This is a genomic window from Tunturiibacter gelidiferens, assembly GCF_014201335.1.
Taxonomy (GTDB): Bacteria; Acidobacteriota; Terriglobia; order Terriglobales; family Acidobacteriaceae; genus Edaphobacter; species Edaphobacter lichenicola_E.
The window spans coordinates 130,028-150,971 of the sequence record NZ_JACHEB010000007.1 but is presented as its reverse complement, the minus strand read 5'-3'; the positions used below and the strand labels follow the sequence as shown (position 1 = coordinate 150,971).

General features: G+C 56.8%; 18 protein-coding genes. 13 read left to right on the top strand and 5 right to left on the bottom strand.

Translation table 11 applies throughout. The annotated features are described in order from the left end of the window. Positions 1-317: 317 nt before the first annotated feature. From HDF14_RS15485 to HDF14_RS15460, 6 genes are all read left to right on the top strand, one after another. Positions 318-989, top strand: a complete 672-nt coding sequence (locus tag HDF14_RS15485) for a polysaccharide biosynthesis/export family protein (RefSeq protein ID WP_260698309.1) — start codon at positions 318-320, stop codon at positions 987-989. An 8-nt stretch (positions 990-997) separates the two neighbouring features. After that, entirely contained in the window at positions 998-2,329 is a 1,332-nt protein-coding gene (locus HDF14_RS15480; RefSeq protein WP_183978304.1) for a hypothetical protein, read from the top strand. Between the two features lie 9 nt (positions 2,330-2,338). Then, positions 2,339-3,880, top strand: coding sequence for a GumC family protein (locus HDF14_RS15475; RefSeq protein ID WP_183978302.1), 1,542 nt, complete (start codon positions 2,339-2,341; stop codon positions 3,878-3,880). A gap of 70 nt (positions 3,881-3,950) precedes the next feature. After that, a complete protein-coding gene (locus HDF14_RS15470; protein ID WP_260698308.1) occupies positions 3,951-4,808 on the top strand; it encodes an ExeA family protein in 858 nt (285 codons plus the stop codon). Further along, positions 4,805-5,755: a CpsD/CapB family tyrosine-protein kinase gene (locus HDF14_RS15465; protein WP_183978298.1), complete on the top strand. Its 951-nt coding sequence runs from the start codon at positions 4,805-4,807 to the stop codon at positions 5,753-5,755. The genes HDF14_RS15470 and HDF14_RS15465 overlap by 4 nt, the downstream gene beginning before the upstream one ends. Before the next feature lie 18 nt (positions 5,756-5,773). Then, entirely contained in the window at positions 5,774-7,150 is a 1,377-nt protein-coding gene (locus HDF14_RS15460) for a sugar transferase (RefSeq protein ID WP_183978296.1), read from the top strand. An 85-nt stretch (positions 7,151-7,235) separates the two neighbouring features. Here HDF14_RS15460 and HDF14_RS15455 read toward each other — a convergent pair whose 3' ends face one another. Beyond that, positions 7,236-8,330 carry a sigma-54 interaction domain-containing protein gene (locus HDF14_RS15455; RefSeq protein ID WP_183978294.1) on the bottom strand — a complete coding sequence of 365 codons (1,095 nt, stop codon included), beginning with the start codon at positions 8,328-8,330 and terminating at the stop codon, positions 7,236-7,238. Positions 8,331-8,833: 503 nt separating this feature from the next. Between HDF14_RS15455 and HDF14_RS15450 the strand changes: the two genes are divergently transcribed. The 4 genes from HDF14_RS15450 to HDF14_RS15435 all read left to right on the top strand — a co-directional run bounded on the left by HDF14_RS15450 (position 8,834) and on the right by HDF14_RS15435 (position 12,565). Then, positions 8,834-10,276 carry a sigma-54-dependent transcriptional regulator gene (locus tag HDF14_RS15450; protein WP_183978292.1) on the top strand — a complete coding sequence of 481 codons (1,443 nt, stop codon included), beginning with the start codon at positions 8,834-8,836 and terminating at the stop codon, positions 10,274-10,276. Then, positions 10,171-10,779, top strand: a complete 609-nt coding sequence (locus HDF14_RS15445) for a DUF6982 domain-containing protein (protein WP_183978290.1) — start codon at positions 10,171-10,173, stop codon at positions 10,777-10,779. Before HDF14_RS15450 ends, HDF14_RS15445 begins: the two co-directional genes overlap by 106 nt. Before the next feature lie 17 nt (positions 10,780-10,796). Next, a complete protein-coding gene (locus HDF14_RS15440) occupies positions 10,797-11,174 on the top strand; it encodes a cupin domain-containing protein (RefSeq protein ID WP_221304713.1) in 378 nt (125 codons plus the stop codon). Between the two features lie 140 nt (positions 11,175-11,314). Continuing rightward, positions 11,315-12,565, top strand: a complete 1,251-nt coding sequence (locus HDF14_RS15435) for a cupin domain-containing protein (protein ID WP_313899598.1) — start codon at positions 11,315-11,317, stop codon at positions 12,563-12,565. Between the two features lie 77 nt (positions 12,566-12,642). On the opposite strand, the gene HDF14_RS15430 is transcribed toward HDF14_RS15435, so the two are convergent. Beyond that, the gene (locus HDF14_RS15430) at positions 12,643-13,584 is read right to left on the bottom strand and encodes a branched-chain amino acid transaminase (protein ID WP_183978288.1); all 942 of its coding nucleotides are present in this window, start codon (positions 13,582-13,584) and stop codon (positions 12,643-12,645) included. A 62-nt stretch (positions 13,585-13,646) separates the two neighbouring features. Here HDF14_RS15430 and HDF14_RS15425 point away from each other — a divergent pair, with 62 nt between their 5' ends. Together HDF14_RS15425 and egtB are read left to right on the top strand one after the other, a co-directional pair. After that, entirely contained in the window at positions 13,647-14,324 is a 678-nt protein-coding gene (locus tag HDF14_RS15425; protein ID WP_183978286.1) for a MarC family protein, read from the top strand. A 151-nt stretch (positions 14,325-14,475) separates the two neighbouring features. Further along, positions 14,476-15,873 carry an ergothioneine biosynthesis protein EgtB gene (egtB, locus tag HDF14_RS15420; protein WP_183978279.1) on the top strand — a complete coding sequence of 466 codons (1,398 nt, stop codon included), beginning with the start codon at positions 14,476-14,478 and terminating at the stop codon, positions 15,871-15,873. Positions 15,874-15,958: 85 nt separating this feature from the next. Here the strand turns inward: egtB and HDF14_RS15415 are convergent, their stop codons facing one another. Next, positions 15,959-17,494 carry a family 1 glycosylhydrolase gene (locus HDF14_RS15415; protein ID WP_183978278.1) on the bottom strand — a complete coding sequence of 512 codons (1,536 nt, stop codon included), beginning with the start codon at positions 17,492-17,494 and terminating at the stop codon, positions 15,959-15,961. A 75-nt stretch (positions 17,495-17,569) separates the two neighbouring features. Between HDF14_RS15415 and HDF14_RS15410 the strand changes: the two genes are divergently transcribed. Then, positions 17,570-17,749 carry a DUF5522 domain-containing protein gene (locus tag HDF14_RS15410; RefSeq protein ID WP_183978277.1) on the top strand — a complete coding sequence of 60 codons (180 nt, stop codon included), beginning with the start codon at positions 17,570-17,572 and terminating at the stop codon, positions 17,747-17,749. 13 nt (positions 17,750-17,762) lie between these two features. Here the strand turns inward: HDF14_RS15410 and HDF14_RS15405 are convergent, their stop codons facing one another. Continuing rightward, positions 17,763-18,671 carry a tetratricopeptide repeat protein gene (locus HDF14_RS15405; RefSeq protein ID WP_183978276.1) on the bottom strand — a complete coding sequence of 303 codons (909 nt, stop codon included), beginning with the start codon at positions 18,669-18,671 and terminating at the stop codon, positions 17,763-17,765. Positions 18,672-18,738: 67 nt separating this feature from the next. After that, complete coding sequence (locus HDF14_RS15400) at positions 18,739-20,931, bottom strand: VWA domain-containing protein (RefSeq protein ID WP_406707227.1); 2,193 nt, start codon at positions 20,929-20,931, stop codon at positions 18,739-18,741. Between the last annotated feature and the right edge of the window lie 13 nt (positions 20,932-20,944).

The window sequence follows — 20,944 nt, the reverse complement described above, 5'->3', positions numbered from 1 at the left end:
AAAAAAGTTTCCCACTGGCACTGATAATCTGCACATCTAAGGAACCCATGGGCGGGCAACGCGCTGATTTCTACTGGATCTATTCATTTTCCCAATTTCTTCGACAAATATCCGGCACACATCGATCTTTGGCACACGCATTGCCTGACAGGTAATAATTGCCGATAGAAGATCCAGAATCTCCGCTACCAAATCTTCGGTCGATGGGACAGAAGAGTGTTTGCTACATAAGACGAAATACTCTCGGCCACCAGGGGATGCGTCAGAATGGATGTACCTATCCACAGCAGTCAAGCGAAGGAAGGATGAGGGTTATTTTGATAAAGCGGTTCTGTTCCATAGGTGCCGTGCTGCTGCTCTTACCGATCGCGGCCGCAGCACAAGTCACATCACAGCCGGCGGCGACCGCAGGCGCAACGCCGAATGCGGCGCCGGGGGGACAGACCACGGCTCCTGCTGATCCAAAGGTCCCTACGGCCGCGAGTGCGAACTACGCAGGTCCGATGGATGCGAATCGTTACGTGATCGGGCCGGAGGACTCTCTCCAGATCACTGTTTGGAAGGAGCCTACGCTCTCCGGTACTATTCCGGTGCGACCCGACGGGATGATCTCCCTCGTGTTGGTGGGAGATATTCCCGCAGCCGGAATGACGCCCACGGCGCTTTCGACTGATATCAGTCAACGACTCAAAAAGTACATTCAGGATCCTGTGGTCACGGTAGTGGTTCTCGGAGTCAACAGCCAGCGCGTCTTTCTGGTTGGCGAAGTCGGGAAGGTTGGTCCGGTCGTGATGACTCCGGGCATGACCCCGCTGCAGGCGATTGTCACCGGAGGTGGTATCACGCAGTTTGCGAACTCCAAGCGCATCTATATTTTGCGAACGACAGCAGGCAAGCAACAGAAGATCCCGTTCAACTACAAGCAGGCGCTGAAGGGAGAAAACTCGGGGGTCTCGCTTCTTCCCGGAGACACAATCGTCGTCCCATGAAGGAAGGCATGAAGATCCAAACACTGATTTCGGTCTTGTTGCTGTCGATGGGTGCATCCATCGCACAAGGCCAGGCCTTGCCGACGGCAGAGTCGTCGATGGCTTCCACCCTGGGCCCGAACCTGCCCAATCTAGATGGGGTTTTTCATTACTCGCTGAGCGCATCTGAGGTTATCCAGCTCGGATACTACGGAGAGGGCAACACGACCTACGCGACGGACCTTTCCGGCAATGCCGCCTATACCTCGCCTAACACAACGCGACCATTCAGCATGCTCTTCTCGGGCGGCGTGATTCTGGCCGGCCAGTCGTCTGGGGGAACACAGTCTTTTTGGAGTATTTCGGCGTCTCAAGGCTATGTCACTCGTCACTGGATCTTCAATATCTCTGACTCCTTCAGCTTTCTGCCTCAGTCGCCCACAACGGGCCTGTCAGGGATCGCTGGCGTGGGAGATCTCGGATCGATTCCGATCCAAGGTCCGGGCGCGGGGCCGATCGGGGATATCATTACCACCTCCGGCAATCGCATCGGGAACTCCGTCAGCGGCAGCGCCGAGCGGACGCTTACGCGCAATACTTCTATCACCGGTTCTGGTTCATGGGGAGTTCTTCATTATCTCGACAGCAATGCTGACGCTGGGCTTGATACCAGCCAGGTTTCAGGAAGTGTCTCACTGAATCAACGAATCGATGCACGAAGCTCAGTCGGTGTTTCGGGGGTCTATTCGACTTACTCTTATAGCGGCAACGGATCCGGCCTAAATACGCCTGATATCGAAACTCGGGGTATCAATGTGTTCTATCAGCGCGTATTGAGCCGCACGCTCAGCGCCAACGTCTCGGTCGGTCCGCAGTGGGTATCGAGCTCCAACAGCACCCTCGTTCCCGACTCAACCGACGTAGCTGTCACTGCAGGGCTTTCGTACAGCTACCAGAATGTGCACGCAGGCGTGAACTACAGCCGAGGAGTGAACAATGGATCGGGCGTACTACCGGGTGCCCTCACCGACGCGTTTTCGGGCTCCGTAGGCCGCAACTTCGGTCGGGACTGGGTCGTTGGCCTCACCGCATCCTACGTACACAGTGCCGGCCTGACACAGTTTCTCAACGGCACCTCCCTGGTTACGAGCAACGCTACATACGACACTGTCTACGGGGGGGCACAAGTTACACGCAGGCTCAGTCCACATTTCTCCGCGTATGCAAGCTATACGGCAGCCAGCCAATCCAGCAACAATGTAATTGGGCCTGTTACCCCAACCATCCTCAACAACACCTTTCAGACCATTGGAGTCGGGGTCACATTCACTCCCCGCTCCACGAATCTAGGACAGTTTTAAGGAGTCACCATGCTTGGTCATCGCGCATTGACGGTCCAAGACTACCTCACCATCCTGAAACGAAGATGGTGGATGATTGCCATCCCCGCGATCATCTTTCCCATCGTCGGGTATCTTGTTACTTTCCTGGTGCAGCCGCAGTATGTCTCCCAGACCCTGGTCTTGGTGGAGCAACAGAAGGTTCCGGAGTCCTACGTCAAAGCGGTTGTCACCGAGGATCTGAGTGGGCGGCTAGCTTCCATGAAGGAGCAAATATTAAGCCGTTCGCGACTCCAACCCATCATTGAACGCTTCAACCTGTTTGCCAACGGGAAGCTTTCAATGGACGACCGCATCGATCTGACCCGCAAAAATATTGGGATTACGCCCATTCAGTCGGAGATTGCCCGAACCAACGGGTTGCCAGGGTTCTTCATCTCCTTCAAGGCGAACGATCCGCGCACGGCCCAGCTGGTGTGCGGCGAGATTCAGTCGCTCTTCGTCAGTGAAAACCTCAGCGACCGGGCTGCTTCGGCCGCGGGAACGACCGAGTTTCTGAAGAGTCAGCTCGCCGATGCCAAGGCAAAGCTGGACGAACAGGATGCACGTCTGGCCAAGTTTCAACAGACTTATATGGGTAAGCTGCCGGGTGCGGAGTCGTCGAACATCAACATGTTGACGACACTCAACACCCAGCTGGATGCCGCGACACAGGCGCTTGCCCGCATGGAGCAGGACAAGAGTTACGCAGAATCCATCCTGTCCATGCAGCAGGCTCAGCAGGTTCAGCAGTCGCAGGCCACGGAACATGGAACTGCAGCCCCCCAGGCCCAGCAGTTGGAACTCCAGCAGCTTCAGGTGCAACTGGCGGATCTAAAGGCACGCTATACCGATGACTATCCCGATGTGGTCAGCGCGCAGAGAAAGGTCAATGAATTGGAGCGCAAAATAGCCCAGGCACCCACAATGCCGGTGGCGCCGGCATCTTCCGCACCTAAAGCGACCGACTCTCTCAGCGTGCAACAGATGCGTGCCCAGATCCGCGCGATGGACCTCGGCATCGCTCAGAAGAAGCGAGATCAGGCTGAAGTTCAAGCGCAACTTCGGACCTATCAGGATCGCGTCGCCTCCAGCCCCGCCGTGGAGGAGGAGTACAAGAGCATCACACGGGATAACCAGACCGCACAGGCGTTTTACGATGATCTGCTCAACAAGCTGAATCAATCCAAGATGGCAACCGACCTCGAGCGTCGCCAACAAGGGGAGCAGTTCCGGGTCATGGATGAACCGAACTTACCCGAGTCGCCATACTCTCCCAAGCGTTCCGCCTTCGTCTTCGGCGGCCTTGTCCTTGGGCTGGCATTGGGCTTGTCCTTGGTAGCTTTGCTAGAGTATTTGGACACGGCGATTCGCAGCGAACGCGATATCTGGGCGTTTACGAAGCTGCCGACCCTCGGTGTCATTGGTTTTGCCGGCGAACAGGAACCCGTGGTTGCGAAGCGCAAGCTTTTCGGCCGCAGCAGTCCGGACATAGCCGCGGGCGGCAAGCCGCTCATGAATGCGGGGGGCTGAGATGTATAACACCTTCTTCAAACTCCAGAGCAGTCCATTCGGAACCAGCCCTGACCCTCGGTTTCTTTACATGATGCCGCACACCCGGGAGGCATTGGCGTGCCTGGAGTATGGAATCTCGGCGCGAAAGGGCTTCACGGTACTGACAGGCGAGGTCGGCACCGGCAAAACAACATTGCTGCGCCGGGCATTGAGTTCCTTCAGCGGCCGTAAGGTCTCTACCGCCTTTGTCTTCAACCCGCGTCTCGATGTATTGGACTTCCTCGAGTTTGTCTTGACCGACTTCGGCATGGTGCCGGCGACGCGAACCAAGTCGGGCATGCTGCTGCAGTTGAACCGCTGGCTCATTGAGCGCTTTCGCATGGAAGAGACCTGCGTGGTGGTCGTCGATGAGGCGCAAAATCTGTCGTGGGAGCTGCTCGAAGAGATCCGGCTTCTTACCAATCTTGAGACTTCATCCGAAAAGCTGTTGCAGATTGTGCTGTCGGGACAACCTGAGCTCGAAGAGAAGCTGCGCCATCCGAGCGTGCGGCAGCTCCGGCAGCGCGTTTCGCTGTGGTGCCGCACCCAGGCCTTGACCGAGAGCCAGACGCACGCCTATGTGGCCGAACGCCTGCGGATTGCAGGAGCAAGCTGGTCGCTGTTTTCACTCGAGGCGCTGGATCTGATTCACCGTGCCAGCCGCGGAATTCCGCGCATTATCAACCTGCTGTGCGAGCACTCGCTGATCGTGGCTTACGTGGAACAGGTGGAGCAGGTGACCGCCACCATCGTAGAAGGCGTGGCGGCAGAACTGGAGTTGGAGGTACAGCCCTTCATGCTCTCTTCGGCTGTGATCGGCAACGGGGACAAGCAGTTCGGTCTGAACTCGAAAGAAGATAATTTTATGGCAGCTTTCAATAAAGAGCCGGGAAGGCACGACCGATGAGCCGAATCTACGAAGCACTCCAGAAGGCAGAGTCTGACCGCAGATTGGACCGGCGCGAACCGGAGCCGCGAACTCCAGAGGCCCCAGTCAAGTCAACCATCTACGCGACCGCCGTGGCCACCGCTGAGGAAGAGCAAACCAGCGCGCCTGCAGAAGCACGGCCTTATGGTGAGCCCTACATCGCTCCGCTGGACCCCAACGCGCTCGATCTCAGCACGATTCCGCTGCGCTCCTGGGCACTGTCTCTCGAGCAATTACCGTCGCTGCTCGAGCGCGGACCTGCAGTTGAGCAGTTTCGCAGCCTTCGCTCGCGAATCTTCGAGCTCCGCGATATCAGCCCGCTTAAGACCATCATGATCACCAGCGGCCTGCCGCAGGAGGGCAAGAGTTTCATCTCGACCAATCTGGCCATGAGCCTCGCGCGCCACAAGAATAGCAAGGTACTCCTAATCGATGGAGACATGCGGCGCTACACCCTCCATCAACTTCTTGGCTGCGAGTCTCATCCCGGCCTCGCGGATTATCTCGGAGGCAAGGCGAGCGTAATCGAAGTGATGCAGCGGCCGGAATCGTTTGAGGGGATGACCCCTGGGGCTGCCGCGATCGCGCAGAACCTGACCTTTATCGCGGGCGGCAACGGCGGCGACAAGGCAGCCGACCTCTCCGGAAGTCCCCGCTTCGGCGAGTTGATTCGGCTGGCGGCGCCGCATTTTGACTGGATTATTGTTGACTCTTCACCGGTTCTGCCCGTCTCCGATGCCGTCAACCTGGCCCGTTTCTGCGATGGCGTTCTCCTGGTTGCACGCAGTGGACAGACCAAATTCCCCATCGCGCAACGGGCGCAGAGTGAGCTGAAAGCCTCGAATATTCTTGGATTTGTTCTGAACGCCGTGGAGGAGCAACCTCAGGTCGGCAGCTACTATGGATACGATGCCGCCAAACCGTAAGTGGGAGCAATTGACCAGATGATCCGGCTCTTCAACGTGTACTACCCTACCCGTACCATCGTTCTCTTGCTGTGCGAAGCGCTGATTGTGAGTGGTTGCTTCCTGCTGGCGACGGCGTTGCTGATGGGGCCGGACACCTACCTCGTTCTCAATTATGAGAACGGGGGATTGAAGATTATCGGTCTTACCATCCTGACGCTGCTTTGTTCCTACTACTTTGATCTCTACGAGCCACAGCGCATCTCCGCAAGCTGGGAGATCTATTTTCGCCTGCTGCTCGTTCTTGGATTTCTGTCGTTTCTGTTGTCGGCGATGATCTACGTCTTTCCCGCGCTCGACATCGCTCAATATGTCCTGCTGCTCGGCCTCATCTTTCTCACTCTCGCGTTGGTGGCGTGGCGAAGCGCCTACGAGTGGGTTATTGGACGAGAGATCTTTCGGGAGCGGGTTTATGTTCTGGGTGCAGGTGACCGCGCGCAGTCCATCGTCAACCTGCTCGAATCACGCAAAGATGCAGGCATGGAGGTGCTCGGCTGGGACGGCGTTGTGGCCGATCGAGACCAGCGCAAAGAGGCCATCCATGTGGCTCTCGAGAAATTCTCCGGACCGAAGCCTCCTGTCGATCGCGTCATCGTCGCGATTGAGGACCGTCGTGGCGAATTTCCTGTTCGCGAGTTGCTCAAGTTGAGATTCAACGGAGTCGTCATCGAAGATGCCGGAGCTCTGCTTGAGCGGCTTACCGGCAAGCTTCATCTCGACGGGCTGCATCCCAGCAGCTTCATTTATAGCGAAGGCTTCCGAGTCAAACCGTCCCAGCAGATTGCGCGACGGATTGTCTCGACACTGACAGCCGCAGTGGGATTGCTTCTCTTTCTCCCCTTTTTCCCGATCGTTGTGCTCTTGGTTCGCCTCTCCTCCCCGGGACCGATCTTCTTCCGGCAGACGCGAGTAGGTCTAGCCGGCAAGAACTTCACGGTCTACAAATTTCGCACGATGCGCACTGATGCCGAGGTAAGCGGCGCAAAGTGGGCGACCAAGAACGATCCTCGCGTGACGCGCGTGGGTATGTTCATGCGGAAGACCCGCCTGGACGAAGTCCCGCAACTCTGGAACGTTCTGCGTGGCGATATGGGCTTTGTAGGTCCGCGTCCGGAAAGGCCCGAGTTTGTGCCATGGCTTACCGAACAGATCCCCTACTTCAATCTTCGCCACATGATTCGCCCAGGGCTCACGGGCTGGGCTCAAGTCCGCTACGGCTATGGTTCGACTCTGGCCGAAGCTCGCGAAAAACTGGAGTTCGATCTGTACTACATCAAGCACATGACTCTTGGGCTCGATCTGCTGATCATGTTCGAGACGATCAAAACGATCATTCGGCGGCAGGGCGCACAATAATACCGCTGCCGAATCTCCGACGAATCGGCTTCGAGTAAAGAGTGCGCGCGTCGGTTCTGCGTGCTAACGAATCAACATCGGCAGGTCAGTAAATCCGCGTCCGCGACGACAGTGCAGTCTTAACGGTACGCTCCTCTTTCTTCACCAGATGAGGTATCCGCAGGGGCCGCGGGGGCACCTCTGGCATTCCGACCTCGCTCAATTTGTAGAGCAGAGACCGATAGCTGATCTGCAGCCACTTCGCTGTCTTTTGCCGGTTCCAGCTATTTTCCTGCAGCACTTTGAGAATGATCTGCCGTTCCAGGTCCTGGGTCGCCTTCTTCGTAATGTTCTTGAGCGAGATCGGCTCGCTGAGGTCAATATCGGTTGTGATTCCGCCGCGCGGTGTCTCGGGCATAAGTTCCGCGACGAGCGCCTCTTCACTGCCGATCAAAACGTAGCTACGGATCAGGTTTTCCAACTGACGGATGTTTCCCGGCCAGTGATAGTTCTGCATCAGGCGAACCGCGCTCTTCGAGAGTAATTCCGGTGCATTGTGGAAGATCTTTGCATAGTGATCGATGAAGTAATCGATCAGGATGGGCAGATCGGCGATCCGTTGGCGTAAGGGCGGCAGGTTGATCGTGACGGCATTGATGCGGAAGAGAAAGTCCAGACGGAAGGTTCCATCCTCGACCTGGCTGCGAAGGTCGGTGTTGGAAGCAGAAACCAACCTGGTAACAATGTTTCGGGGCTCGTGGCCGCCCACTCGGACGAAGGTTCCGTCCTGCAGCACTTGAAGCAGTTTGGACTGAACTCCCAGGTCCAGGCTCCCCACCTCATCCAGAAAGAGCGTACCGTGGTGCGACTGTTCTACGCGTCCCAGCTTCGTGGACATAGCGCCTGTAAAGGCCCCTTTTTCATAGCCGAACAGCTCTGTCTCGAGCAACGTGTGGGGTATTGCAGGGCAGCTTACTTTAACCAGAGAACCCCTGCTCCGTAGAGAGAAAGCATGCAACAGTCGCACGCAGATCTCTTTGCCGGTGCCGCTTTCACCTTGGATCAAAACGGGGACATCGGTCTCCGCTACTCTCTCCAGCTTGTTTCGAACCGCTTGCATAGCGGCCGTCTTGCCGAAAAAAATTTCGAGAGGCGGGAGATTGAGCGAGGCGGCGGATTCGACGTGGTGATCCAAGGTCATTTTTTCCTATCGGCGTTGGGTAGAAACCGCAACTTTGCAATACGGTTCACATATGCACGTCAAGCGCCATTTCTCATATAGTAGAGGTTGAAAGCGAGGATTTCGTGGGTTTAATTGCAAGCCCGAATATACGAATAAACTTCAGAATCGGATTGAAGTAGCACTTTTGCAGGGATTTGGAGGTCACCAGGGTCACTTTCACCAAAGTAACCAGCAAAAAAAAATCCACATTTTTTTAGTTCCACTCATGCCAGTACCATGTAAGCTAGGCCTACTCGATAGGAGAGTGGTAAACCTTTATCTCTTTTGTCGGCAAAGTTCGTAACATTTTTTAACAAAATGCTGTGTCGGACGAGCTAAAATTTGCTGGCGTGGGGTGGTCAGGATGACAGGCCCGCGTTGCAACTGTCTAGATCGAGTACAGCCTGATCCTGGGGGCCAACCGGGTTTCAGGATCACCGTAGGTTTGGAGAATAGCCAACCTGCAATTTGAGGTACTTTGTATGTCAGCTGCCCTTTCGTATCCCGTCCCTGCCTTGAAGTCTACGCGGCCACGTGCCCAGATCCTTATTCTGGAACCGGATCTCGCCGTTCTCGATTATCTTCGCTCTACCCTCGGATCCCGATATTCACTGAGCCTCTTCTCGGACGAGCAGGCGCTGCTCGAGCGTTTGGACAAGTCGGAACAGCCTGATCTGCTTCTGCTTGCCCTGCATACCAACCGCGACCCGATGCCTCTGTTGACCCACATCCGCTGTACCAAACCCAATCTCGCGGTGGTCGTCCTATCCTGCTCGGCGGAACTTCGCGACCTAGAGATGGTGATTCGTCTAGGTGTCCGTGCGATCGTGATGAAGCCGTTTACCGGCAGCGACGTCGAGCAGGCTATTGAGGAGCACCTCGCTTCGTCGGAGAAGAAGGTTCCCGCAGCCGATGCCCTTAGAGAAATTCCGCTAAACGAAACTCACTCGTTTGTACGTTCCAGCAAAAGGATGCGCGAACTGGAGGCTCAGGCCGCTCTCGTAGCCCGCGCCGACATCCCACTCCTGATCCTGGGAGAGAGCGGAACCGGTAAGGAGATCCTCGCGCTCTACACCCACAAAATGTCTGCCCGCAGCCAGAACATCTTCCTTAAGGTCAACTGCGCTGCAGTCCCGGCTGATCTGCTCGAAAGCGAGCTCTTTGGTTACGAGCAGGGCGCCTTTACAGGAGCGGTCAAGACCAAGCCAGGCAAGTTCGAAGTCTGCACTGGCGGAACGATCTTTCTCGACGAAATCGGTGAGATGCCCGCCATCCTTCAGGCCAAGCTTCTGCAGGTATTGCAGGACGGAACTTTCTCTCGCCTTGGCAGCAGATCTCCCATGAAGGTGGATGTGCGCGTGATCGCCGCCACCAACATCAATATGAAGGATGCGATGGCCAACAAGACCTTTCGCGAGGATCTGTACTATCGCCTCAATGGATTCACCCTCAGCATCCCTCCCTTGCGCGAGCGCCGCGAAGAGATTCCGGTGCTGTCGGAGTACTTTATGCGTAAGGGCGCAAAGCGGTATGGCCGGGATCCGCTGCCCTTCTCGCAAACCCTGCTGAACGCTCTGGCCGATCACTCCTGGCCCGGCAATCTGCGCGAACTCGAAAATGTAATCAATCGGTACCTGGTTCTTGGCGAAGAAAGATCAATCGTCGACGAACTCTCTCCAGCAACGGTCTATCAGGGTGGAGCAGCGGCAGCAGCGGTAGCCCAGGAGACACCCAATGGCGCCGGGCTCAAAGCGATGGTCCGCAACCTCAAAGGGGATGCGGAGTCGACGGCAATTGCACAGGTACTGGAGGGAACTGGATGGAACAGGAAGGCCGCGGCAAACGATCTGCAAATCAGCTACAAGGCGCTCCTGTACAAGATCAAGCAGTACGACCTGTCACCACGGAACAACCACGCATCCTAAAATCTCAGGGCAAATCCCAAGTCGCCGAAGAGCTGTCCGAACCGTATCGAGTTGTAGTCCGCTACGAGAGCCATGCTATTCGCGGACTCGCTGAGTCCCGCGAACTCGGTTCCATCGAGCAGCTTCTACGCAACGAGCCTATCTATCCCCTGGACTCCATTCGGCTGAAGCTGCTTGACACGGACACCATAGAGGACGTTCCGACCCGCGATGCCAAGGCTGTTTTCTTCGTCAAGACCTTCGATGGCGATCTTCGCCACCGGGCTCTTCACTTTCACGAGCATGCCCCCATCGTGCCGGGGTTGTGGGTGCGCGTCTATTTCTACGATGGAGAGATGATCGAAGGAATTATCAGCAATACCCGAGATTTTGTGCTCGAGTCAGGCTTCTTCCTGAGGCCGACCGATCCGAACGGAAATAATGCGCTGGTCTACGTTCTCAAGGGCGGACTCAAGGACTTCCATGTCCTCGGAATGCGAAACGTTCCCAAAAGCTCGAACTAGTCCGCTTGAACAACGGGATGATTTCAAAGACACAGATGGTCAGCAGGCAAACCGCCACGCATTACAAATGGGGCGGTCCCTACGAAGACGACTGCGACGGCTGGCACCTCCTCAGGACACCCCACCTCAGCATCATCGAAGAGCTCATGCCGCCCGGCACCAGTGAAATCCGTCACTTCCATATTTATTCACGGCAGTTCTTCTACGTTCTTGAAGGCGAGTTGACCATCGAAGTAGAGGAGCACAGTTTCGTCCTTCAAGCTGGTGAGGGTCTCGAAGTATCTCCCGGCCAACCGCATCAAGTCTTCAATCGTAGCTCGAACCCGGCTCGCATTCTCGTCACCAGCCAACCTCCCAGTCATGGCGACAGAGTGAATGCTGACGGCCAAGGTTGAAAAGTGAACATGATTCATTAGGAGTTCGGTTCATTCACAAGGTCTATCCCACACTTGTCCCGATACTTTAGGTATCTAATATCCTGAACCGATAAGATTCAACCAATAGAGGTAATTTTGGCACCCGGAGGGCGTTGGAAGTGGAACAGGAAATAGAACAGGCCAAGGTAAGCCGCCGCAGATTTCTCGAAGCAAGTTCGGCGATGTTGGTAGCTGCAGCAGGTGTGCAGGTTGCTCAGGGACAAGAGAAACAGATTCGTTCGGCAGACCACCACCTTCCGAATGAATCGCAGCCCGTCCAGAACAACGACCCACTCGATAAGGAGAATCCGAGTTCCGTGTGGGCTCCTCCGACCGACTCCGGCGGCCAGCCTCCATTCAAGTATTCTTTTTCTCTGTCCCACAAGCGCCAGGAAGAGGGCGGCTGGACGCGACAGGTCACCGTACGCGATCTCCCCATATCGAAGAAGATGGCAGGCGTTCAGATGCGTCTCGTTACCGGAGGTATCCGCGAGCTGCACTGGCACGTCGGTGCCGAGTGGGCTCTTATGCTCTATGGCAACGCACGCATTACAGCAGTCGACCAGGAAGGCCGCAGCCATGTCAGCGATGTCACCAAAGGGGATCTCTGGATCTTTCCCGGAGGAATTCCGCACTCCATTCAGGGGCTTGGGCCTGACGGCTGCGAGTTCCTGCTCGTTTTCAATGATGGCAACTTCAATGAGTTCGACACCTTCCTTTTGACCGACTGGATGACCCACACACCGCCCGAGGTGCTGGCGAAGAACTTCGGTGTTCCGGAGTCCACCTTCGATAAAGTGCCGAATAAAGAGCTGTTTATCTTCGAACGCTCCCTACCGCGCCCTTTAGCCGAAGAACAGAAACAGGCAGAGGCAGGCACTGGCCGCGTGCCACACAGCTTCGACTTCAAACCAGCCGAGATGAAGCCCACCAAAGTCTCCCGTGGCGGCGAGGTAAAGATCATCGACCAGAAGATCTGGCCTGCGACCAACATCGCTGCGGCGATCGTCACTCTAAAACCGGGCGGCCTGCGTGAACTACACTGGCATCCGAACGAAGACGAGTGGCAGTACTACGTCGAGGGCAAAGGCCGAATGACGGTCTTCTCTGCCGGCGGTCATGCCCGTACCATGGACTTCCAGGAAGGCGACGTCGGCTACATCGACAAGTCTGTACCCCACTACATCGAAAACACGGGCGACACTGACCTCACGTTTATTGAGGTATTCCCAACACCGTTCTACGAAGACATCTCCCTCGCAGAGTGGTTGGCTCACACCCCTTCGCGGCTGGTTGACCAGCACATTCAAGTTGGCGAAGACTTTCTGGCGAAGATCCCGAAGAAAGAGATGGTTGTTACTCCGGAATAAACTCGTAACGACAATCGCAAAAAGAAAAGAGGCAGCCTCTATGGCTGCCTCTCTCTATTTGTTACCAAATAAGTTGCTTATACGCCAACGGGCTCGGCGACTTTCACGTTGACCGGGGTCAGCCAGTTGTAGCGGTCGGGAAGCGTGCCATGCACGATGCCGAAAAACTCATCATGCAGCGCCTTCGTGATCGGCCCCATCGTGCCATCGCCAACCAGAATGCGATCGACAGAACGAAGGTGTGTCACTTCAGCAGCCGTACCCGTGAAGAAAGCCTCGTCGCAGATGTAGAGCATCTCGCGGGGAAGAGCCTGCTCGACCACTTCAATGCCAAGCTGCTTCGCAAGCGTAAGAACGGAGCTGCGCGTGATGCCGTTCAGCACCGAGTTCGCCAGTGGCGTAGTGTAGAGAACGCCGCCGCGCACCAGGAATAGGTTTTCACCTGACCCCTCGGAGAGGTAGCCGTTCGTATCCAGGCCAATCCCCTCAGAGTAACCGTTGATCTCGGCCTCCATGCGAATCAGTTGCGAATTCATGTAGTTCGCGCCGGCCTTGGCAAGCGTCGGCATCGTGTTCGGCGCGAGCCGGCTCCAGCTCGAAACGCAGACATCCGCTCCCGAGGTGCCCGGAACATACTTGCCCCACGGATAGTTTGCGACATAGACCTCAACAGGTGACTTCAGCGGATTGACGCCGAGTTCTCCGTAGCCACGAAACGCAATCGGCCGAATGTAGCACGGAGCGACGCCATTAGCCTCGACCACATCGATCACCGCGGTCGAAAGCTGTTCCACGGTGTAGGGAAGCGGCATCCGGTAAATCTTGGCCGAATCGACCAGCCGGGCCATGTGTTCCGGAAGGCGGAAGATGCCGGCAGCGTTCGGCTGCGCATAGCAGCGAATGCCCTCAAAGACGGACGAGCCGTAGTGAACGACGTGAGACATGACGTGGATCTGCGCTTTGTCCCAGGGAATGAGGTTCCCGTTGTGCCAGATGTTCGTGGTGGTCTGTATGGGCATGTACGCTCCTAAGCGTTGAAGAACCATTATAACGGCTGCCCGGCGTGGGAGAATAGAGAGTGATGTTCAATCCACATGCCGTCAGTCTCAGAGGGCTGGAGCATTCCGCGTACGTTCAGTTTTCTGTTCTCGCGCTCAGCTCCATCTTCTTTCTCGTCGATCCGTTCGCTGCTCTGCCCACCTTTCTTGCGGTGACCGCAGGGGCGGATGCGCCGCGTCGACGAAAGATGGCGTGGAAGGCTTCCATCACGGCTCTGGTCGTGCTCAGCGCATTCGCGGTTGCAGGACAATACATCTTCAAGATGTTCGGCATCACGCTTCCTGCGTTTGAGATCGCAGGCGGCATCATCCTCCTGCTCATCGGCCTGGACATGCTCGAAGCCAAACGATCGCCCACGCAAGAGTCGACCGAGGAGACCACAGAAGCCGCTCAGAAAGAGGACGCCGGCATCGTTCCCCTTGGAATTCCGATGCTTGCCGGTCCTGGCTCAATCACGAGCGTCATGGTCCTGGTCGGTCAGGCGCAGAACCGCTGGCAGATGGTCGCGATCCTGGTGTCGATCTTCATTACCGCGGCAATCTGTTACCTCGTCCTGGGAAACTCCGACCGCGTTGCCCGCGCGATGGGGGAGACTGGCGTGAGAATTCTCGTCCGCATCATGGGCTTGCTCCTCGTGGCGCTTGCCGTGCAGTATTTCGTGAACGGTATGGTCGATCTCGGTGTGATCAACAAACCTTAGGCCGTCAGAATCAGAATGTCTCTTTGAGCTTGAGCCGCGTCTAAACGGTGAACATCAATCGGGCTTCAACCTCGGGTAACCTTTCGGCAACTTCGCCTTCTAACAAAGCATCACAACTTTGTTCGCTATCTCTTCACCAAGCGAGAAGACTATGACCCAGATCGTAGAAGCTACCGCAGCAGCAACTTCGCTCCTCGCCCGCTACAAGGCCGTTCGCCATGCGACCAAGCATCTTTTTAGCCCATTATCACCTGAAGACATGATGGTGCAGTCCTCTCCTGAGGCCAGTCCGGTGAAGTGGCATCTCGCCCACACCAGCTGGTTCTTCGAGACCTTCGTGCTTCGCGAGTTTGCCGCAGGCTACCAGCCCTACCATCCCGACTTCCACTGGCTCTTCAACAGCTACTACAACTCGCTAGGCGAGATGCCGGACAAAAAACTCCGAGCCTCTTTCTCGCGCCCTCCGCTCGACGCCATCCTCGCCTATCGCACCCACGTCGACGCCGCAATGACAGCACTGATGCAGCATCCGCTCGAAGATGAAGCCGCCCGCCGCATCGCTCTCGGCCTCGAGCATGAGCAGCAGCACCAGGAACTCATCGCCACCGACATCAAGCACGCCCTCTTCACCAACCCACTGCACCCTGCGTACGTCCAGGCACCTGCTAAGGAAAGGCTCGACACCATCGCGCCGCCTCTCGACTGGATCGACTATGCCGGCGACCTCACCGATATCGGCTTCGCTCCCGACCCGGGAGATCCTCTCCAATCCGTCTCCTCTTTTGCCTTCGACAATGAGACCCCTCGCCATCATGTCTACCTCGCACCCTACCGCCTCGCGACACGCCTGATCACCTGCGCCGAGTACCTCGCCTTCATTGACCAGAACGGCTACAACCGGCCCGAGCTCTGGCTCTCTGAGGGTTGGACTACCAACCGCGCCGAAAGCTGGCAGGCGCCACTCTACTGGCGTCGCGACGAAGCCACCAACTCCGGCTGGTCGATCTACACCATGCACGGTTTTCGCTCGCTCGACGACCTCAGCGAGACCCCTGTCTGCCACCTCAGCTTCTTCGAGGCCGACGCCTACGCTCGCTGGGCCGGCCACCGTCTCCCGACCGAATTCGAATGGGAACACGCCGCCAGCCAACTCGGGCTCCAGCGCAAAGAGGTCGACTTGCAGCCCGCGCTCCTGACGTACCCGCCGCAGAACTCGCCGCAGACGCCCCCCCTCACCGTCCAGGCCAATCTCATCGAAACCGGCAACCTCCATCCCACCCCAGCCTCAGCACTCCCCGGACTGCAGCAGATCTTCGGCGATGTCTGGGAGTGGACGTCCAGCGGCTACACAGGCTACCCCGGTTATAAGCCTCTACCCGGCGCGCTCGGCGAGTATAACGGCAAGTTCATGTCCTCCCAGGTCATCCTTCGTGGAGGCTCTTGCGTCACGCCGGCCACCCACATCCGCGCCACCTATCGCAACTTCTTCTCGCCTTCAACCCGCTGGCAGTTCTCAGGTCTCCGTCTCGCCCAGGACGCGCCTAAGTAAACGCAACACCAACGGAAAATGTCGAACGAAGAGAAAAGCCTCCACGACTCGCACTCGTTGGAGGCTCCCAATTTAACAACACTCTTTACGTAAGTCGATTCGAAGCCGCCACCCGCCCATACCAAAGTCCGGAATCCTTCACGATGCGCCTCTGATCGCGAAAATCTACATACGTCAGTCCATACCGTTGCGTATATCCGTCGGCCCATTCGAAGTTATCGACCAGGCTCCATGCGTGATACGCACGAACCTTCGCCCCATCTGCGATCGCACGTGCCAACTCAGCGAGTATCTCCCGATGAAATGCGATCCTGCGCACATCGGGAACCCGCCCGCTGCTGTCAGGCCCATCCAGATAGCAGCAACCGTTCTCGCTGATCTCAATAATCGGATGGTCGTACTCCCGAGAGATCTGCGTCACCAGGTCATAGATGCCCCGCGGCCATATCTCCAACCCAGCTTCGGTCAACGGCCCCTCCGTCGGCATCTCCACGTGCATCTGCGTCAGCGGATCTCGCCCCGACGACCCACCCTCCCCCTCGGTCTCCGTGCCAAAGTGTCCTCCGGCAGCCTGAGCGCCGTCACTGGCATTCGAGACAATCCGCCGTGTGTAGTAGTGAAACCCAATCCAATCCAACGGCACTTTCATGATCTTGTCATCGCCGTCCTTGTATCCCATCGCCTCATACGGCGTTGCCCCAACAAACGCCTTCGGATACTCGCCACGCATCGCCGGGTTCAGAAAGTAGAGATTATTCATCGCGTGATAGCGCGCCGTCGCCGCTCGATCTGCCGCACTATCCGTCTTCGGATAAGCCGGAGCCATCCCATAGGCGCTCCCCACTGTAGCCTTCGCAGACGCAGCCTTTATCGCTCGAAACGCCTCACCTTGCGCCAGGTTTACCGTATGCGCAGCCTTCAAAAACTGATTGAAATCAGCCTTGCAGGGAGGAAAAACTCCAACCCCATACCCATAGTAGGTAAACGTCCACGGCATATTGAAGGGCGCCCAAGTCGTAATCCGGTCACCCAAATGCTTCGCCAGAATCCCCGCGAAGTCTGCATAGTACGAGGCCAGATCGCGATTCGGCCATCCACCGCGATCCTCCAGCGCCTGCGGTAGATCCCAGTGATAGATCGTGCAGAACGGACGAATCCCCGCCTCCATCAACGCATCCACCAGCCGGCTGTAATGGTCGATGCCCTTCTGATTTACCGGCCCCGTCCCACTCGGCTGCACCCGCGCCCACGACGTCGAAAACCGATAGCTCTTCTGATTCAGCCGCTTCAAAATCGCGATATCGTCTTTATATAAATGATATTGATCGCACGTCATATCGGCGGTCGCGCCACCCTTCACCTTGCCGACCGTATGCGCGAAGCGGTCCCAGTTGGACTCGCCCTTCCCATCGATATTCCAGGCCCCCTCCACCTGGTACGCTGCTGAAGCCATCCCCCACAAAAAACCATCCGGAAACCGCGCGCCTTCAATTTCGGCCTCTGTCACAGCTCCCGGAACACTATCCTGAAACGCCTCCGTACCGGCCGTCATTGTTGCACCTGAAAACAGCGCGGCACCTCCCGCAGCCAAGGAACTCCTAAGAAAATTTCTACGATTCATCCCAGACCCTCGTTAGAAAACGGTCCCGCAGCGCACCGCCTGCGGATCTCAGACTGGACTAGGATTATCCCAGCAATGCAGGATCCCATCAAACCCGTCGACGCACCACCAACCCCACCGCCCGAAGACACCCCTCCGGAGCTCCTGCCCGAAGATTTCTACTACGAGGGCCCCTACCTCGTCTTCACCTCCATCTACCATCGAAAACGTGGCTACTGTTGCAACTCAGATTGCCGTCACTGCCCTTACAAATAGTCCAATCCACAACCTAATCATGGGCCTGTGGCAGCGAAGGCACTCCGCCAGTCCTCGCATCGGCAACCGAGATCTTCGAGTTCCGCAGAGCCGTCGCTGTTCGAACCAAGGTGATTACCCGTGGGTCTTTGCGATACTTCGCCAGCACCTCATCCGACCCCATCGATCCGAGCACATCGAACCCGCCCTCACTCGAGAGCGTCAGGTAGCGAAGCATATTTTCTTCGTCGCCCCGATGAGCATAGAGCCGGGCGATCTCGAAACAATAATGCGCATGGTCCGCCGGCGAGAGCATGTGGGCCTCTACGCCGCTCGCTTCGTGATGTTGCATCATGTCCGGATCAATCGTCAGCGCAATATCAAACTGCTGTCGCGCCCTTTCGAAGTTCTTTTCTTCGAAGTACGCGGTTCCAAGGTTTGAGTGATAGATCGCTGATTTTTTGTCCAGCTTGATCGCCTTGCCGTAATCGGAGATAGCGGCTCCATAGCGCCCCTCCACGTATTCGGCGGCACCAAGGTTGTTCCATCCTTGTGCGTTCTTCTTCTGCAAACGAACCACCTGCAGGAAATAAGTCCGCGCAAGCGTGATGTTTCTCAGTTCAAGTTCCGTCACGCCCATTCGAATCAGAAGGTCTTGTTGTGGACCGCCGCGACGCATCGCATAGCCGTAGTAATCGAGGGCATCTTCGGGAAATCGCCGGGCACGCAACACATCAGCCGCCAGCTCCAACTTTTGCCAGCTCGCTGTCTGCGGATCAGGAAGGTGTGGCTCGATTGCAAACCAGTCTGCGCTTTGGTGTCGCAGATCGCGGTCAGCGTCGGGAGTGGCGGGCGTCGCAAGCTTCTGCGAGGACAGTGGAGAGTTGGCAAGCACCAGACCAAGTAAGGGAAGGAGGATAGTAGAACGGAGAATCGGTCTCATAAGAGGACCTCACGGACTTCGGCATCATCATCGGCCCCTTATTTAACCCCTGTCAATAGCCACCTTGCTATGGTTTTGTAGGACCACCAGAGGGTGCCGCCCCCGCGGCGGCCGCAGCGGGAGCTACAACCGGCGTCGCCCCGGCCCAAACATTCATCGCCATCCTCGGAAAGCTGAAGCTCCCACCAGCGTCGTCGATCACGTTCACCTGACAGACATAGGTTCCCGGCTTCAGCTGCGTCAGCGGCACGTCGAACTGAAATGCCACCGCCCCACGCTCCGGAATGTTGACCACCCTAGCCTCAACTAACGGTGTTTCATACACTTTCACGCCGCCCGTCAGGAACTCAATACTGGTCAGAACCCTCACTGGTCCGCCCTCACGCCGCGTTAGACCGGGCGAACTGGCCGGTTCGGCCACCCCCTTTTCCCTCGCCGGGTCGTAGACCTCGTACAGGAAGTAGAGATGCTGATCCTGCCGAAACACATGCGGCACATTCGGAATCCACTCCACCCCATCCCGCACCAGCGGGCTAGCAGCCTTCTTCGCGGTATTCGGTACCCGCTGGCTCGACAGCACAATCGAACTCAGCTTGAGCGGACTCTTCTTCAGATCCGGCACCTGCAAATCAGTCTCGAAGCTGCCCATCGCCCCTGTCTGGTTCTCCCGCACCACAAACTTCAGATGGTATCTCCCGGGAGCCAGCGTAAATCCCGTCGAATACTGGATCTTCTTCTGCTGAACCTGCTGGGCCGCATCGAGCGCCAGCTTCACCGTATCCCGAACATTGCCAACGATGATCCCTTCAGCGTTCTTCACCTGCCCAATGATGTCGATATTTGCCTTGTCCCGGTCGCCATTCTTCACGATATGAATATGGGAACCCGGCACAATCAGCGACACTGGAACGAAGAACTTGTTATCTCCCATCCTGAAGTACAACGCCTGCAAATAGACTGCAACATCGGTCGCCGGAAGGTCGCTCCGCAACTGCTCAACCAAAGCCTGTTCACGATCTTCTGTCTTCTGGTGTTGGAAGTCTGCCGGAGCGTAGTATCCGGGCCGGTATTCCAGCTTCACGTCCCTCAAATCGGTGCGATTCAGCTTGAGCGTCAAATGACGAAAACTTCCATCCCGCGCCGTATTGGTCGAGCGGAACCCAACGATGTAATAAGCCTCCGTGTCATGCTGTACCTGCTGAAATGCCGGAGCAAAATCATTCGAATCGAAGAAAGCCTTACCGCCAGTGTCTGAGGAGAGCGTTGCCAAAGTCTCCTGCGAACCGAAGTTCGCATCCAGCTGACTCTGCATTGCGCCCCCGCTGTAAGCCGCTGTTCCACGTAGACTTCCAGTCGACGCGTTGCCCACCGGCGGCAGCGCTTCCAGCCCCCGCGAGTCGACGCTATAGATTGCCATGTTGGCCTTCACCGCTTCATTCGTCGCCGCCCGCATACTCGCCTGGTTCTCAATCCCCTGTCGCGTCAACCCGCCGCTGAAGTACAACAGACTCTTCCGCTGATCCACCCTCTCGAGACTCTTCGCAATCGTCCGTATTGCATAGAGCTCGCGATCCGTGTTCAGCGCGTTGTACTCGCTGTCGTCCGAGGTAAAGCTCGAAGCATCGTCCGCCGTCCCGCCCGAGTTTCCCCCTTCATTTCCATTCGCAAACCCGGTTCCTTCCGTTCCGTTGTACTTGCCGAGTCCTCGCAATAGCGCCTTCTTATCCGAGGTGAAGTCCTGATCCATGGTCAGCCCGCTAGACATGCTCACCAGTGCCACCAGGTCTGCCGGCTGCATCTTCTTATTCACATAGTCCTGCGCAGACTCTACGGCCCGGTCGATATCCTCAGGCTGCATGCTGCTCAGGTCGAAGAACATCACGATCAACCGGTGATCCCGCAGCGTAGCCGGATTCGCCGCAAACTCCCCATTCACCAGATCCGCAATCGTAGACTTCCCAATCACGGTCGACTTCTCCCGCAATACCGCGGCCTCATCGACATTCTGATAGTCGAAGCTCTCAATTTTCTGCGGCTTCCCATTCTCCAAAACCGTAAAATCGCTCGCCTTCAGGCCTTTCACCACCTCGCCCGTTTTCTTGTCCCGCACCACGACGTTGGTCAGCACAATGTCGCTCTGCACCTTCAGCGTGAATCCTCCCGATTGGTCCGGCTGCTGCGTCCAGCCGTCGCCCGTAGGCATCCCCGCAATCACACCCACCAGCATCGCAGCCATAACTCGACGCCAATTCAAGTTCACCGCCCGTCGCAAG

Excerpts from the sequence above, each read along its gene's own strand:
- HDF14_RS15440 (WP_221304713.1), top strand. The coding sequence starts at position 10,797 with ATGATTTCAAAGACACAGATGGTCAGCAGGCAAACCGCCACGCATTAC.
- HDF14_RS15455 (WP_183978294.1), bottom strand. The coding sequence starts at position 8,330 with ATGACCTTGGATCACCACGTCGAATCCGCCGCCTCGCTCAATCTCCCG.
- HDF14_RS15445 (WP_183978290.1), top strand. The coding sequence starts at position 10,171 with ATGGAACAGGAAGGCCGCGGCAAACGATCTGCAAATCAGCTACAAGGC.
- HDF14_RS15460 (WP_183978296.1), top strand. The coding sequence starts at position 5,774 with ATGATCCGGCTCTTCAACGTGTACTACCCTACCCGTACCATCGTTCTC.
- HDF14_RS15480 (WP_183978304.1), top strand. The coding sequence starts at position 998 with ATGAAGATCCAAACACTGATTTCGGTCTTGTTGCTGTCGATGGGTGCA.
- HDF14_RS15430 (WP_183978288.1), bottom strand. The coding sequence starts at position 13,584 with ATGCCCATACAGACCACCACGAACATCTGGCACAACGGGAACCTCATT.
- HDF14_RS15465 (WP_183978298.1), top strand. The coding sequence starts at position 4,805 with ATGAGCCGAATCTACGAAGCACTCCAGAAGGCAGAGTCTGACCGCAGA.
- HDF14_RS15475 (WP_183978302.1), top strand. The coding sequence starts at position 2,339 with ATGCTTGGTCATCGCGCATTGACGGTCCAAGACTACCTCACCATCCTG.
- HDF14_RS15410 (WP_183978277.1), top strand. The coding sequence starts at position 17,570 with ATGCAGGATCCCATCAAACCCGTCGACGCACCACCAACCCCACCGCCC.
- HDF14_RS15450 (WP_183978292.1), top strand. The coding sequence starts at position 8,834 with ATGTCAGCTGCCCTTTCGTATCCCGTCCCTGCCTTGAAGTCTACGCGG.
- egtB (WP_183978279.1), top strand. The coding sequence starts at position 14,476 with ATGACCCAGATCGTAGAAGCTACCGCAGCAGCAACTTCGCTCCTCGCC.
- HDF14_RS15470 (WP_260698308.1), top strand. The coding sequence starts at position 3,951 with ATGATGCCGCACACCCGGGAGGCATTGGCGTGCCTGGAGTATGGAATC.
- HDF14_RS15425 (WP_183978286.1), top strand. The coding sequence starts at position 13,647 with ATGTTCAATCCACATGCCGTCAGTCTCAGAGGGCTGGAGCATTCCGCG.
- HDF14_RS15405 (WP_183978276.1), bottom strand. The coding sequence starts at position 18,671 with ATGAGACCGATTCTCCGTTCTACTATCCTCCTTCCCTTACTTGGTCTG.
- HDF14_RS15415 (WP_183978278.1), bottom strand. The coding sequence starts at position 17,494 with ATGAATCGTAGAAATTTTCTTAGGAGTTCCTTGGCTGCGGGAGGTGCC.